Origin of the sequence: Streptomyces sp. NPDC059002, from assembly GCF_042740435.1 — a bacterium.
GTDB lineage: Bacteria > Actinomycetota > Actinomycetes > Streptomycetales > Streptomycetaceae > Streptomyces.
This window is the reverse complement of record NZ_JBHYJI010000045.1, coordinates 1-14,612: the sequence shown is the minus strand read 5'-3', so window position 1 is coordinate 14,612 and position 14,612 is coordinate 1. Positions and strand designations below refer to the sequence as shown.

General features: G+C 72.4%; 8 protein-coding genes. 5 read left to right on the top strand and 3 right to left on the bottom strand.

All coding sequences use genetic code 11. From position 1 onward, the window contains the following. Positions 1 to 273: 273 nt before the first annotated feature. Positions 274 to 2,361, top strand: coding sequence for an asparagine synthase-related protein (locus ACFWZ2_RS31090; protein ID WP_384551312.1), 2,088 nt, complete (start codon positions 274 to 276; stop codon positions 2,359 to 2,361). A 100-nt stretch (positions 2,362 to 2,461) separates the two neighbouring features. After that, positions 2,462 to 5,782 (top strand): BTAD domain-containing putative transcriptional regulator, encoded by a 3,321-nt coding sequence (locus tag ACFWZ2_RS31085; RefSeq protein WP_384551311.1) that lies wholly within the window; start codon positions 2,462 to 2,464, stop codon positions 5,780 to 5,782. Between the two features lie 23 nt (positions 5,783 to 5,805). Here the strand turns inward: ACFWZ2_RS31085 and ACFWZ2_RS31080 are convergent, their stop codons facing one another. Next, positions 5,806 to 7,743 carry a sigma-70 family RNA polymerase sigma factor gene (locus tag ACFWZ2_RS31080; RefSeq protein ID WP_384551309.1) on the bottom strand — a complete coding sequence of 646 codons (1,938 nt, stop codon included), beginning with the start codon at positions 7,741 to 7,743 and terminating at the stop codon, positions 5,806 to 5,808. Between the two features lie 220 nt (positions 7,744 to 7,963). Beyond that, positions 7,964 to 8,746, bottom strand: a complete 783-nt coding sequence (locus tag ACFWZ2_RS31075; protein ID WP_384551307.1) for a TetR/AcrR family transcriptional regulator — start codon at positions 8,744 to 8,746, stop codon at positions 7,964 to 7,966. 373 nt (positions 8,747 to 9,119) lie between these two features. Between ACFWZ2_RS31075 and ACFWZ2_RS31070 the strand changes: the two genes are divergently transcribed. Together ACFWZ2_RS31070 and ACFWZ2_RS31065 are read left to right on the top strand one after the other, a co-directional pair. Then, complete coding sequence (locus ACFWZ2_RS31070; protein ID WP_384551305.1) at positions 9,120 to 10,514, top strand: NAD(P)/FAD-dependent oxidoreductase; 1,395 nt, start codon at positions 9,120 to 9,122, stop codon at positions 10,512 to 10,514. 166 nt (positions 10,515 to 10,680) lie between these two features. Next, on the top strand, positions 10,681 to 12,354 hold the full coding sequence (locus tag ACFWZ2_RS31065) for a SpoIIE family protein phosphatase (RefSeq protein ID WP_384551303.1): 1,674 nt from the start codon (positions 10,681 to 10,683) through the stop codon (positions 12,352 to 12,354). 54 nt (positions 12,355 to 12,408) lie between these two features. Here ACFWZ2_RS31065 and ACFWZ2_RS31060 read toward each other — a convergent pair whose 3' ends face one another. Then, the gene (locus ACFWZ2_RS31060; RefSeq protein WP_384551395.1) at positions 12,409 to 13,674 is read right to left on the bottom strand and encodes an MDR family MFS transporter; all 1,266 of its coding nucleotides are present in this window, start codon (positions 13,672 to 13,674) and stop codon (positions 12,409 to 12,411) included. Positions 13,675 to 13,796: 122 nt separating this feature from the next. On the opposite strand from ACFWZ2_RS31060, the gene ACFWZ2_RS31055 reads away from it, so the two are divergent. Further along, positions 13,797 to 14,345: a MarR family winged helix-turn-helix transcriptional regulator gene (locus ACFWZ2_RS31055; RefSeq protein ID WP_384551301.1), complete on the top strand. Its 549-nt coding sequence runs from the start codon at positions 13,797 to 13,799 to the stop codon at positions 14,343 to 14,345. Positions 14,346 to 14,612: the final 267 nt, after the last annotated feature.

Here is a 14,612-nt window from a genome sequence, read left to right as displayed (position 1 = left end):
CACAGGCCTATTTGGCCGAAAAGCGACTGTCGGAGGTAGCGGGCATTTCGCCCATGTGCGCGGAGAGGCCAAGGAGAGGGGCGTCGTTCTGCCCTTCAACTACCGCACTCCCAGGGCGTATTCATCGTCGCGCAAGCGGCCCCGTAGTCCCTCCCGCACGCCTCCTTCGTGGCAGCATGGGACCCCAGTTCTTCGGTGCACTGGTCGTCCTTGGCGCCGTCGGCGGCTTCGCAAGCCCCGCCGGTGGTTCGTCCACAGCCTGTGGAGGCAGCGATGCGGTGGTTGGTGGGGTGGAGCAGTACCGCCGCGAAGGCTTCGGTGGTGGGCTCGGCCGGGGCCACCGGCGACGACGGCGAGACCGTGCACCCGGTGGGCTCCCAACTCCTGTGGGGCGACCCGGATCCGCTCTGGGCCGTCGGCGACTGGCGCGCCGACGAAGTACGGACCGTGACGGCCGACGAACAGACCAGGATCGCGGTGCTCGGCACCTGCGGGGCCTCCGACGAGGAGCTGCGGGTCGGCCTCTTCGCCGCGCGCGGCGGCGCCCTGCGCCATCTCACGGCGTGGTCGGGCAGCTACACCGCGGTCGTCCAGGTCGGCCGCCGCGTCATGATCGCCGGTGATCTCGCGGGCGCCCGCCCCGTCTTCTACACCCCCTGGGCGGACGGCACGGCCTACGCCACCGCCGCACTGCCCCTGGCCGACCTCATCGAGGCCCACCTGGACATCGGCCACCTCGCGGCGCTGCTCGCCGCCCCCGACGTCCCCGAGGCGCTGCACGACTCGACGCCCTACCAGGGCGTGCGCCGCGTGCCCCCGGGGCACGCGCTGATCCTGCGCGCGGGCGCGCGGGAGATCGCCGGGTACGAACCCGTGGCCTCACTCGCCGTCGCGGCCCCGTCGGCCGACGCCACCAGTGCGGTGGACGGCGTCAGGGACGCCCTCATAGAGGCGGTGCGCGCCCGGCTCACCGCCCCGCGCCACGTGCCCGGCACGGACGTCGACCCGGGCCCGGTACCCGGCATGGGGCCCGCCGAGCGGCGCGCGGCCCGCGGCATGCCGGTGCCCGGCATCGGAGCCGACCTCTCCGGAGGACCCGCATCGGGAACCCTCGCCCTCCTTGCGGCCGGTCTGCCCGGCATGCCCGGCACGGTCCTCGGCCACGGCACGGGCGCGGGCGAGCGGCTCCTCGCCGTCACCTTCAACGACCTGGCCGTCAACGGCCGCGAGGCCGAACTGGAACGGGCCGGCGCCATCGCGGCCAACCCCCGCCTGCACCACGTCGTCGTCGCCGCGGGCGAGGAGGCCCTGCCCTACGCCGACCTGGACGGGCCCCTGACGGACGAGCCGAGCGCCGCCCTGGTGACCGCCCAGCGCCACCGCGCCCGCCTCTCGTCGGGCAGCGCGGACCACTTCACGGGCTACGGAGCCCGGCAGGTGCTCGACGCCCACCCGGCCCGCCTCGCCGACCTCCTGATGGACCGCAAACGCCGTCATCTGGTGCGCCCGGTGGCCGCGTTGGCGAAGGCGGACGGTTCGGTGATGGTCCCCGCGCGCGTGTACGGCGCGGCCCGCAAGCTCGCCCGCATGCCGCACCGCGCGGGCGTCGAGTCGCTCGCCGACCGCCTCCTGCAGCGCCGCTTCGACGAACCGGGAGGAGCAGTGGGGGCGTCCCTCGCCGCCCTCGCATGGGCCAGACCGGGACCCGCCGCGCGCTGGCTGACCGGCGAGGCCCTCGCTGAAGTATCGGTTCGCCTCCAGGACACGACGATGCGTCCTGGCGGCAACCCGGGACAGCGCCCCGGCGACTTCCGCGCGCGGGCGGCCCTCGCCCGGCACGCGGCCGACCTCCGCGTCCTGGAACAGGCCGCCGAGGTCCGCTTCCAGCGCCTGCACGCGCCCTTCCTGGACAACCAGGTCGTCCGCGCCTGCCGCGCGCTCCCCGAGGCCCTGCGCGTCCAGCCGGGGGCGCGGGCCGCGATCCTGCGCACGGTCCTCGAAGGCGCCGGAGTCGCCGATCTGCCGCCCGGCTGGGGCGCCCCGTCCCACGCGTCGAACGCGGCGGCGGCCCGCACCGGCCTGCGCGTGGCGGTGGACGACCTGATCGCCCTCTTCGACACCCCGCTGCTCGCCCAGGCGGGCCTGGTCGAGGCCCGTGTCGTACGCAAGGCCCTGCGCTCGGCGGCCGACGGCGAGCCGCTGCCGCTGGACGGCCTGGCCGACCTCGTCTCCACGGAGCTGTGGCTGCGCCGCCTCCTGTCGCGAAGAGGAACGTGCTGGACGGGGACTCCAGCACGGCAACGGGCAGTTCCTACGGGGACCGTGGTTCCGCAGAGGGGAGCGCTAGGAGCCGGGCGCTAGGGCCCCCTGCAGCCGGGCGCCCGGGCTCCCTGCGGCCCCACGCCACTCGGCCGGAAGGAAACCCCGCGCCCTCACGCACCGCGCCGGGGAGAATGAGCCGGTGCGGTACGGAATCCTGGGCGCCACCGAGGCGTACGACGAACAAGGCACGCCCCTGCCCGTGGGCGGCCCGCGGCTGCGCGCCCTGCTGGCCGCCCTCGCGCTGCGGGCCGACCGCACGACCGCGGTGCACGCCCTCATCGACGAGGTCTGGGCCGACGCCCCGCCCGCCGACGCCCCCGCCGCCCTGCAGGCCCTGGTCGGCCGGCTGCGCAGGGCCATCGGCAAGGACGCCGTCGCGTCGGACCCCGGCGGCTACCGCCTCGCCGTCGCCCCCGACGACGTCGACCTGCACCGTTTCGAACGCCTCGCGCGCGAGGGCAGGGCCGTGCTCGACCGCGGGGAACCGGAGACCGCGGCCCGCGTCCTGCGCGCGGCGCTCGCCCTGTGGCGCGGGCCCGCACTCGCCGACCTGCCCGACCGCTCCGCCGCCACCCGGCCCGAGGCCCGCCGCGCCGAGGCCGTCCGCGCGCGGATCGAGGCGGACCTGCTGCTCGGGCACGCCCCCGAGGTCGTACCGGAGTTGCGGGAGCTGACCACCGCCCAGCCGTACGACGAGTCGCTGCACGCCCTGCTGATCCGCGCCCTGCGCGACGCGGGCCGCGGAGCCGACGCGCTCGCCGCCTACGAGGACGCGCGCCGCACGCTCGCGGAGGGACTCGGCGCGGACCCCGGGCACGAACTGCGGGAATTGCACGCGGAGTTGTTGAGGCTGCCGGAGGAGGAGGTGCGGCGGTCGCCGCGGGCACAACGGCCGCAGCAGCAGCCACAGCAGCCTCAGAGGTCGGAAGGGTGGCAACGGCGGGAACAGCCGCAGCAGTCCGAGCGACCCGAGCAGCCAGAGCGACCCGAGCGCCCAGAACGCCGCGAGCGGCCCGAGTGGAACGGGAACATCCGCGCCCGCCTGACGTCTTTCGTCGGCCGGGAACCCGAACTCGCCGCCATCCGTTCAGACATGCACAGAGCCCGCCTGGTCACCCTCACCGGACCCGGCGGCTCCGGCAAGACCCGCCTCGCCGAGGAAGCCGCCGCCGGGCAGCCGAGCGCCTGGCTGGCCGAGCTCGCCCCGCTCGACCACCCCGAGGCGGTGCCCGGCGCTGTCGTCAGTGCGCTCCGACTGCGCGAAACCGTCCTGATGACCAGCGAGTTGACGGCCCCGCAGGACGACCCGGTCGCCCTGCTCGTCGAGTACTGCGCACCCCGCAGCCTCGTCCTGATCCTTGACAACTGCGAACACGTGATCGGCGCCGCCGCCGAACTCGCCGAGACCCTCCTCACCCACTGCCCCGACCTCACCATCGTCGCCACCAGCCGCGAACCCCTGGGCGTGCCCGGTGAGTCCGTGCGCCCCGTCGAGCCGCTCCCGCCCGACCCGGCGCACCGCCTGTTCACCGAGCGGGCCATGGCGGTGCGGCCCGGCTTCGACCCCGGGCAGGACGCCGAAGCCGTCGCCGAGATCTGCCGCCGCCTGGACGGTCTGCCGCTCGCCATCGAACTGGCCGCCGCCCGGCTGCGGTTGCTCACCCCGCGCCAGATTGCCGACCGCCTCGATGACCGCTTCCGCCTCCTCACCAGCGGCGCCCGCACGGTGCTGCCCCGCCAGCAGACCCTGCGTGCCGTCGTCGACTGGTCCTGGGACCTGCTCGGCGAGGCCGAGCGGACGGTGCTGCGCGAGGTGTCCGTCTTCGCCGGAGGATGGGACCTGGAGGCCGCCGAGGCGGTCTGCACCGGGCCCGCCACGGACTTGATCGGCGCGCTCGTCGACAAGTCCCTGATCGTCGCCACCCCCGGCGACGGGACCGAGGACGGCGGCATGCGCTATCGCATGCTGGAGACCATCCACGAGTACGCGACGGAGCGCGCCGCCGAGGCCCCCGAACTGCACGCCGCCGCCCAGGCCCGGCACCGTGCGTACTTCGGCGCGCTCGTCGCCAAGGCCGAGCCCCTGCTCCGCTCCGCCGAGCAACTGCCGTGGATCGAGCGCCTGGAGACCGAGCTCGACAACATCCGCGCGGCCATCCTGCGCACCATCGAGGCCGGTGACATCGGACAGGCCATCGCGATGGCGCTGAACACCGCCTGGTTCTGGTGGCTGCGCAACTACCGCAGGGAGGGCGTCGAGTGGCTGACCCGGATCCTGCGCCTGGCCCCGCCGATCACCGACGTCACCGAGGACGATCCGCTCTACTGGCCGTGGATGAACCTGCGCCTCCTCCATCTGTTCCTGGTCGAGGAGGCCAGGACGACCGGGTCGCTGCTCGCCGCGGACGAGGACCAGAAGACGTACGTCGAGCGGGTGCGGCACGCCTTCGACCGGCCGGTCCCCGAGTCCGCCCGCTTCCCCGGCATCATCTGGCCGTTCACCATCTTCTTCACCGGCGGCCTGCCGAAGGACGCCCGCCCCGCCCTGGAGCGCTCCATGGCCAACTGCCGTAGGTACGGCGGGGACTGGGAGCTCAGCGTCGTCCTGATGTTCCGTACGCACATGGCCGTCGACACACCGGGCAACCTCTCGGGCGTCGACGAGGACATCGAGGAACTCCGGATCCTGAGCCACCGCGTCGGCGACCGCTGGCTGCGCGCCCAGGTGAGCAGTGTGACGGGCGAGGCGGCGCTGGCCCGCAGCCACTACGCGGAGGCCCGCCTCGCCTACGAGGAAGGGCTGCGGCTCGCCTACGAAGTGGGTGCCTATGCCGAGACGTCCTTCCTGATGGCCCGGCTCGCCGAGAGCGCCTACCACGAGGGCAGCACGGCCGTCGCGGAGAAGATCCTGGACGAGGCGAGCACGGAGGCCGAGCGGTACGGGGTGATGGAGTCACGCGCCTTCGTACGGCTGCTGCGGGCGATGATGGCCCTGGACGAGGGCGACTCCACGCTGGCAAGGGAGCTGTGCGACGAGGCCCGCCGCGATTCCGCGGTCGGTACCCCGCCGCCGCAGTTCGCCGCGGCCCTGAGCGGTCTCGAGGCCCAGGTCCTCGCCCTCACCCGCGGCCCGGAAGCGGGCCTGCCGGTCCTGGCGGAGGCGCTGCGGGACGCCGTGGCCAGCCAGTGCTCCGAGATGATCATGGCCTCGCTCACGGACAGCGCCGCCACGCTCCTGAGCGATCTCGGCCAGCACGCGCGCGCGGTCCGCGTACTGGCCGCGGGCACACGCCTGCGCAGCGGCTACCGGCGCCCGGCGCGAGCGGCGGCCGAAGCGAAGAGGGTCGAACGGGAGGCCCGCACCGCCCTCGGCGCCCATCGCTACGACACCGAGTCCACCGCGGGCAGCACACTGACGACCGACGACGTCTTCGCGGAACTGGCCGCGGCGCTGCCCTAGGGCCCGGATCCGCCGGACAGGCCCTAGCCGCAGTGCAGCCGGGACTGTGCCCAGTCCGCGAGCGCCACCGAGTCGAAGGGCGTGTGCGGCTCCACGACCAGGCGGATCGTCTTGCGCCCGGTCAGGCTCACCTGCACCGGCACCGCGGGGTCGCCGCCCTTCATCAGCGGCGACTGCCACAGCCGCGCCCCGTCCGCGTACACGGAGAAGCGCAGCGCGCCGAGCCCCATCGTCATGTCGTCGACACCGACGAGCGCGTCGTACGTCGAACAGCTGCGGTTCAGGTCGATCGTGACGGAGGACTCGCCGTGCACGGTCACCCCGTGCCCGTACTGCTTGTCGGCGATCGACATGCCCCAGCGCTGCCACACCCAGCTGCTCTCGCCGAGCCGCATCTCAGGCTTGGTGCCGTCACCCATGGCGCCGTACTCCAGCTCGTTCCACTGGTAGACCTTCGGCGCCGGTGTGGGGGTCGGCGTCGGTGTCGGAGTAGGGGTGGGCTTCGGCGGGGTCGGCTTGGGCTTGGGCGGCGCGGGGGGCGGCGGCTTCGGCTTGGGCTTCTCCTTGACGGGCGGCTTCGGCTTCGGCGTGGGGGTGGGCTTCGGGGCCGGCTTCGGCGCGGGGGGCGGCGGAGTCGGCTTGGGCTTCGGCTTCGGGGGCGGCGGCTTCTGCGGCACGATCGACTCGGACACCACCGGCTCCTTCGGCGGCGGATCCGCCTTGGACTTGCCGCCGCCACCGGTCAGCGCGATCGCCGCGGCGACCCCGGCCGCCACGACGACGCTCGCCGCGATACCGGCCTTCGCCGGGGCCCCGAGCCCTTCGGACGCGGCGGCACCGCCACCGGCGGCACCCCCGGACGACCCGCTCGCGGCGGCCGCGCCCGCGGCTCCCGCGGCACCGGCTCCGGCCGCGCCGCCACCGATGAGCGCGGCCACCTTCGCGTACCCGGCGGCACCGAACCAGCCGATGACCGCGATCGGCACGACCGCGGGGATGCCGCTGGCGACTTCCTTGATCTGGCCTGCCGCGAGGCGGCACTTGGCGCACTCCTCCAAGTGCTTGCGCAGGCCCCGCTCGGCACGGGTGCGCAGACCGCCGCGGGCATAGGCGCCGAGCCGGTCGGCGTAGCGCGCGCACTCCTCGCTCTCGGTGAGCGTGGCGCTCACATGCGCCTGCAGATAGGCCTGCTTGAGGCCCTCGCGGGCACGGCTCGCAAGGACCCGCGTGCCGTTCGCGTCGAGACCGAAGAGCGTGGCGACGTCGCTCGGCGACTCGTCCTCGATCTCCGTGTGCCACAGCACGGCCTGCCAGCGCTCCGGCAGACTCCGGAACGCCTGCATGGCCATGGACTGCTCGGCCTCGTGCATCGCACGGACGTCCGCGCCCAGGTCGAGCGTGTCGTCGTCGGACACCTCGGCGCTGCGCGACGCCTGCGCGGCGAACACCGCGAAGTCGTCGACCAGCTGCTCGCGCTTCGCCGACTTCGTCCACCCGGCGGCGACGCGCCGCACCGTGGTCAGCAGATAGGCGCGGACCGCGTGCTCGGGCCCGCTGCCGCCGCGCACCGCCTGCAGCATGCGGGCGAAGACCTCGGCGGTCAGGTCGTCGGCGGTGTGCGCGTCCCGGCAGCAGGTGCGGGAGTAGCGCCGGACGGCCTCGGCATGCCTGCGGTACAACTCCTCGTACGCCGAGTCGTCGCCCGCGCGCATGCCCGCGATCAAGTCGGCGTCGGAGAGCGGCGCCTCACCGCTCGCGGGCGGCACCGCACCCACGCCGCCCTCACGCTGCGAGGGCACACTGGGATCGCCGCCCGACACCGGAGTCCCCGCACTGCCGCCGGGACCGCCCTGACTCGGCACCTGCCGCGACGGCAGCCCACCGGTCTCCGTGCCGCCGCTTCCCGAGGGGGATTCCTCGCCGAAGCCGCCGGACGGCTCGTCCCGACCGTCAACACTCATCGCGGAACGCCCCCGGTTGCACACTCAGACCCGACACCGGGAAAGAGTGCCATACAGCCGCGCTCAGGCCGACAGTGAAGACGGGCAACCACCCATCCGGGGCGACTTCCCGAAATCGAGCACTACCGTTCACTCATTCGGGGAAGGCTCAACAACCTTTGTCGTACGGGGAGTTGAGCCCCCCCACCGGATGAGATGACCGCACGGGCGCCCCGATCCGCTACGCGGGCCGCGACCGCAGCCCTTCGAGCAGGATGTCGAGCAGCCGCGAAGAGGCCGCGGCCTGCTGCGCCGCATCCGGCAGCGAAGGCGCCGCCGTCGCTATCACCAGCAGCACGTCCGACACCGTCACGTCCGGCCGCAGCTCGCCCGCGGCACGGGCCCGCTCGACGAGGCGTCCGACGACGTCGAGCAGCGTCGCCGCCCCCGCGTCGTCACCCGCGGCGGCCGCCGCGGAGGTCGACTCCTCGACGGGCGCCTGGCGCTGTTCGATCAGGCGCAGCTCGGGCGAGTCCGGGGTCGACTGCCGCTGCTGCGGCACCCGCACCTCGTCCTCCTGGGCGGCGCCGTCCTCGACGCTCACCCGCAGCACCTGGGGCGGCAGCAGCCGGCCCGCACCCGATGCCACGGACGTCCGCAGGAAGCGCGAGAGCGCCGACCACGGCTCGTCCTCCTGCCCGAGCGCCGCACGCGCCTGGTCGGTCAGCCGGGAGGTCTCCTCCTCGGCTATGCGCCGGACCAGCACGTCCTTGCTCGGGAAGCGTCGGTAGACAGTGCCGACGCCGACCCGCGCGCGGCGCGCGACATCTTCCATCGGCGCGCCGTAACCCAGCTCGCCGAAGACTTCGCGTGCCGCTCGAAGTACATGTTCGAGATTGCGCTGTGCGTCGACACGCAAAGGTGTCGTGCGCGCTCCTTCCCCCATGTCACGTCCGTTCCCGCTCGGGCCGACGGCAGATGCCGATGCGGCAGCGGAAGTCCAGTGGGTCTCCTGAATGTGCATACACGTTCCCCCGGTAATGACGTCTCCCCCCGGAGACACTCCCCGCCATTGGCAACCGGCGTGTGAGGAGCGAGCCCTTCCGCGAGCCCGGATTCTCGGCTCGACGAGCGCATCCCCCGACACCCCGACGTCACACGAACATAGTTGAGCCAGAGTCAATTCAGAAGAGGTGGGTTCCGCACGGAGCGCCCCCCGATCGGAGTACGCACCTTTTCAGGCCGTATTACACCCCACCCCCGTACCCTCCCCGCACCCGCTGACCTGCACACCTTTCATGCCGCACGACAAGCGGCCGACCGCCCGCCGCGCGGCACGTCCGGTCACACAAATTGCCGGGCCTGTGGACAAACTCCGAAGCCGGGTGCGTCATGGGATGGTGAAGGCTGCGATCTCCCGGGGGACGACCCCCGTATCCCCGGAACCTGTGCGCATTCTCGTCGTCGGCGGCGGCTACGTCGGCATGTACACCGCCCTGCGCCTTCAGCGGAAGCTGAAGCCGGAGCTCAAGCGGGGTGAGGCCGAGATCGTCGTGATCACGCCCGAGCCGTACATGACGTATCAGCCTTTCCTGCCCGAGGCGGCGGCCGGATCCATCTCGCCGCGCCACGTCGTCGTCCCGCTGCGCCGCGTCCTCGACAAATGCCGCATCGTCATCGGCGAGGTCAGCTCGGTCGACCACGCCAAGCGCACCGCGACCTTCACCACGCTCGCCACCGAGGAGGAAGGCACGGGCGCCGTCGACATCGCGTACGACGAGATCGTCCTGGCACCCGGCTCCATCGCGCGCACCCTGCCCGTGCCCGGCCTCGCCGACTACGCCATCGGCTTCAAGACCGTCGAAGAGGCCATCGGCCTGCGCAACCACGTCATCGAGCAGATGGACATCGCCTCGTCGACCCGCGACCCCGCGGTCCGCGACGCCGCCCTGACCTTCGTCTTCGTGGGCGGCGGCTACGCGGGCGTCGAGGCACTCGGCGAGCTGGAGGACATGGCGCGCTACGCCGCGCGGTACTACCACAACGTCAAGGCCGAGGACATGAAGTGGATCCTCGTCGAGGCCTCCGACCGGATCCTGCCCGAAGTCGGCGAGGCGATGGGCAAGTACACCGTGCGCGAGCTGCGACGGCGCAATATCGACGTACGCCTGGAGACCCGCCTTGACTCGTGCGAGGACCGGGTGGCGGTGCTCAGCGACGGCGCACGCTTCCCCACCAGGACCGTCGTGTGGACCGCCGGGGTCAAACCGCACCCCGTCCTCGCCGCGGCCGGACTGCCGCTGAACGAACGCGGCCGCCTCAAGTGCACCGCGCAGCTGACCGTCGACGGCGCCACGCACGCGTGGGGAGCGGGAGACGCCGCCGCCGTCCCCGACGTCACCGCCGACGAACCCGGCAAGGAGTGCGCGCCCAACGCCCAGCACGCGGTACGCCAGGCCAAGACCCTCGGCGACAACATCACCGCGTCCCTGCGCAAGCAGCCCCTTCAGGACTACACGCACAAATACGTCGGCTCGGTGGCGTCCCTGGGACTGCACAAAGGTGTCGCGCACGTCTACGGACGCAAGCTGAAGGGCTACCCTGCCTGGTTCATGCACCGCGTCTACCACTTGAGCAGAGTGCCGACCATCAACCGCAAGTCCCGTGTGCTCGCCGAATGGACCCTGTCCGGCCTGTTCAAACGCGAGATCGTCTCCCTGGGGTCGCTCGAACATCCCCGTGCGGAGTTCGAACTCGCGGCCGGGGGCGAGCGCCCGAAGGAGTCCTCCTGACCGGAGTCAGGAACTCCCCGTACAGGACCGGCGTCTGACGGATGTCAGTCCGGTCGGCCAGACTGTTCGTGTGACCATGGGCGGGCCGTCAGGCCGACACCGGGGCCGTGCGCCCCTCGACATGCTGTGTTTCCGATCCAGAAGCGACACCACGAGGCCTACCGCAGTGAACTTCACGCGCTGGAGCGCCCGGCTCCCCGGAACGCAGCGCCGCGCAGCCGCGCGGACCGAACAGGGAACCTCCCCGGCACAGCGGGGCGAGAGCTCCGTCCCGGCGGCCCGCGCCGAGCGGCCCGCCGACGGAGCGGATCCCCTGCCCGTCGGCGAGATCGACGAACTGCCCGCCCGCGACGTCCTCGACCACATCCCGGCCCTCGTCGCCCTCGTGCACGGCGCCGACCACCGCATCGCGTACGTCAATGACGCCTACGTGGCCGCCTTCGGCCCCCGCCCCGTCGGCGAACCCGCGCGCGACGCGCTGCCCGAGCTGGACGAACTGGGCCTGCTGCCGCTCCTGGACCAGGTCCTGCGCAGCTCCAAGCCACGCACCGTCAAGTCCCGCAAGGCGCCCGGCGGCCGCTCGTACACCTTCACGTGCACCCCCGTGACGCTGCCGCTCGGCGGCTCCGCCGCGGGCCCCGAAGAGGGCGGCGGCGTCCTGGTGTTCGCCGCCGACGTCACCGACCACGCCGAGGCCGCCGAGCGCCTGCGCACCAGCGAGCGCGCCCAGCGCGAGACGGCCGTCACCCTCCAGAAGTCCCTCCTGCCCCAGGAGCTGGAGCAGCCCGACGACCTGCGCATCGCCGCCACGTACCAGCCGGGCGGCACCGAGGCCGCGGTCGGCGGCGACTGGTACGACGTGATCACGCTCGGCGGCGGCCGCACCGCCCTCGTCATCGGCGACGTGATGGGACGCGGCGTGCGCGCGGCGGCCGTCATGGGCCAGCTCCGCACGGCCGTCCGCGCCTACGCCCGGCTCGACCTGCCCCCGCACGAGGTCCTCCAGCTCCTGGACGGCCTCGCCGCCGAGATCGACGCGAGCCAGATCGCCACCTGTGTCTACGCGGTGCACGACCCGAACGAAGGAAGCCTCGTCTACGCGTCCGCGGGGCACCTGCCCATCCTCGTCCGCGACGAGAACGGCGTGATCCACCGCGCCGAGGAGCCCACAGGACCCCCGCTCGGCACCGGCGGCTGGATGCACACCTCGGGCTCCGTGCCGCTCAGCCCCGGCTCCACCGCCGTCCTCTACACCGACGGCCTGGTCGAGCGGCGCAGCGAGGACATCGACGAAGGAGTGGCCTCCCTGGAGCGCGCCCTCGCCGGCGCGACCGGCACCCCCCAAGTGGTGTGCGACCGGCTGATCCGCGCCCTGGGAGTGACCGCCGACCATGACGACGACGTCGCCGTCCTGGTCCTCCAGCACCCGGCCCGCACGGGCTCGGACGCGGAGCTCTTCCGCAACGCCGCCCTGGAGCTGCTCGGCGGCGTGGAGGCGGCACCACGCGCGCGTGCCTTCGCCACGGGAGTCCTCGCCAGCTGGCGCTTCTCCCCGGAGCTGCACGACCTGGGCGTCCTGGCGGCCAGCGAACTGGTCGCCAACTCCCTCCAGCACGGCACCCCGCCGATGCGGCTCCGGCTGCGCCGCACCGATCGCCGCCTGATCATCGAGGTCACCGACGGCGACGACCACCTGCCGCGCCGCCGCCGCGCCGAACCGGCCGACGAGGCGGGACGCGGCATCGCCATCGTCGCCACGATCGCCTCCAGCTGGGGCTCGCGCCGCACACCGGGCGGCGGCAAGGCGGTCTGGTGCGAATTCGCCCTCCCACGCGCGTAGGCCCCGGTTCGAAAACCGGGGCCTACGGAGGGGCGCTTTTCGGGATCGACCCGCTCAGGAACTCGTGGTGACCGGCTCAGGAGTGCCCTGCGCGACGACCTTGCTGCTCTCCTTGTACGGGTGGTTCTGCAGGGGCGTCAGCTGGCGCCCGAGCCGCAGCGCGAGCACGGTGATGCCCAGCGAGAACAGCAGGAACATCACGATGTACGGCGCGTGCAGCGTGGCACCCATCGGCCCGCCCACGGCCGGTCCCACCGCCAGGGCCAGCTGCTTGACCAGGGCGAAGGCCGAGTTGTAGCGCCCGACCATCGACTCCGGCGCGAGATCGGCGACCAGCGGGGCGACGGTCGGCGCGAGCATCGTCTCGCCGAGACCGAACAGGGCGTACGTCGAGATGAACGCGGCGGTGGCCATGGCCTGGCTGCCGTGTCCCATCCCCGCGTAGCCCGCGGCGATCCACGCCACGGCCCAGATGAGCCCGACGGACGCGATGACCTGGGAGCGCTTGCGCCGCTCGACGAACCGCAGGACCGCGAACTGCGCGATCACGATGGCGCCGGTGTTCGCGGCGAGGGCGATGCCGAGCGTCGAGGGCGAGATGCCCGCGGCCTCCACGCCGTACGCCGAAAGGCCCGACTCGAACTGTCCGTAGCAGGCGAAGAAGACCACGAAGCCCAGGACGCACAGCTGCACCATGACGCGGTTGCGGAAGACGTCCTTCATGCTGCCCCGCGCCTGCGGGGTGGCATCGGCGATCCGCGCGGAGCGGGGCATGCGCGCGGTCAGCATCACGGCGATGAGCACCAGGAAGATGACCGTCTCGATGGCGAAGAGCAGCGTGAAGTCGCCGGGCCGCTCGTGCTTCACGATCTGGCCGCCGATGAGACCGCCGACGCCGAGTCCCAGGTTCTGCAGGAAGAACTGCGTGGCGAAGGCGCGCGTGCGGGTGTCCGGGGTGGAGCACTCCACGATCATCGTGGCGAGCGCGGGCTGCATCACGGCCTGACCGGCCCCGAGCAGACCGGCCGAGACGAGGACGAACTCCGGGCTGCTCGAGAGCCCGAGGCTCATCGCACCCACGGCGGCGGAGAACAGCGCGACGATCAGTACGGGCAGCGGCCCCCGTCGGTCGATGGCCCGACCGGAGAACGGCAGCACGATCAGAGCGGCCACGGCGAAGGCGGCGAGCACAAGACCCGCCGTCACCGCACCGAGATCCCGCACCTGCGCCACGTAGACGTACAGGAAGGGGACGGTAAAGCCGAGACCGAACGCACTCAGTGCGTTGCCCACATGGATCCGGCGCATCTGTGCGCCCATCGCCCTGGTCACTTTCACCTGCCTTAGGAGTTAGACGTGAAGACTTCGAAGCTAAAGTTAGGGTCTAAACAATACACACTGAAGGACTTCAATGCCAAGCAGGGCCGTGCCATACTCGGCCCATGGGTGACACCCCCGGCCCAAGTGAGCCGACACTTGAAGAGCAGATCGCCGCGTACCAGCGGGAGTTCCAGGACCTCGACCCCCAGGTCGAGGAGATCGTCTCGGCCCTCGGCCGCCTGAACCGCCGCATGAACGTCGCCTACGGCCGCCAGACCGCGACCCTCGGCATCAGCAACGCCGAGTGGGAGGTCCTCAAGGCCCTGGTCCTCTCCGGAGCCCCGTACCAAATGGGCCCCGGGGACCTGGCCAAGCGCCTCGGCCTCACGCCGGCCGCCATGACCCACCGCATCGACCGCATGGTGGGGGAGGGCCTGGTCACCAGGGACCGCGACGAGTCCAACCGTGTCCGCGTGATCGTCGAGCTGACCGCGGAGGGCCGCGAGAAGTGGCTGGAGGCGATGCGCCTGGCCACGGTCTTCGAGGAGGACCTCCTCCAGGACCTGTCGCAGGAGGAGCGCGGCGTCCTGGGTGAAGTACTGACCCGTCTTCTACGTCGGGTGGAGCACGCCCAGCCGGACGCCGGCGGACGCCTCAGCGACCTGGACTGAAGGGTCCCCGGTGGGGCTTGACAGTCACCTGCCCGATCCGTAAGGTTCTTCGGGTTGCCACGGAGCCGTAACGGTTCTGCGACAGCCACTCCCGCCGCGGAAAGCGGCACATCAAACTCTGCACGACCTCCCAACGGAACCCATTCGGCATGCCCGAATTCAATTCCAAGGCTCGATTATGAGTCGCCGGGAAAACCCGCTAGAGTTTGAGACGTCGGAACGGCCCAACAGCCGGGAAGACAACCCCACTTCGACTGGGAATCGGGC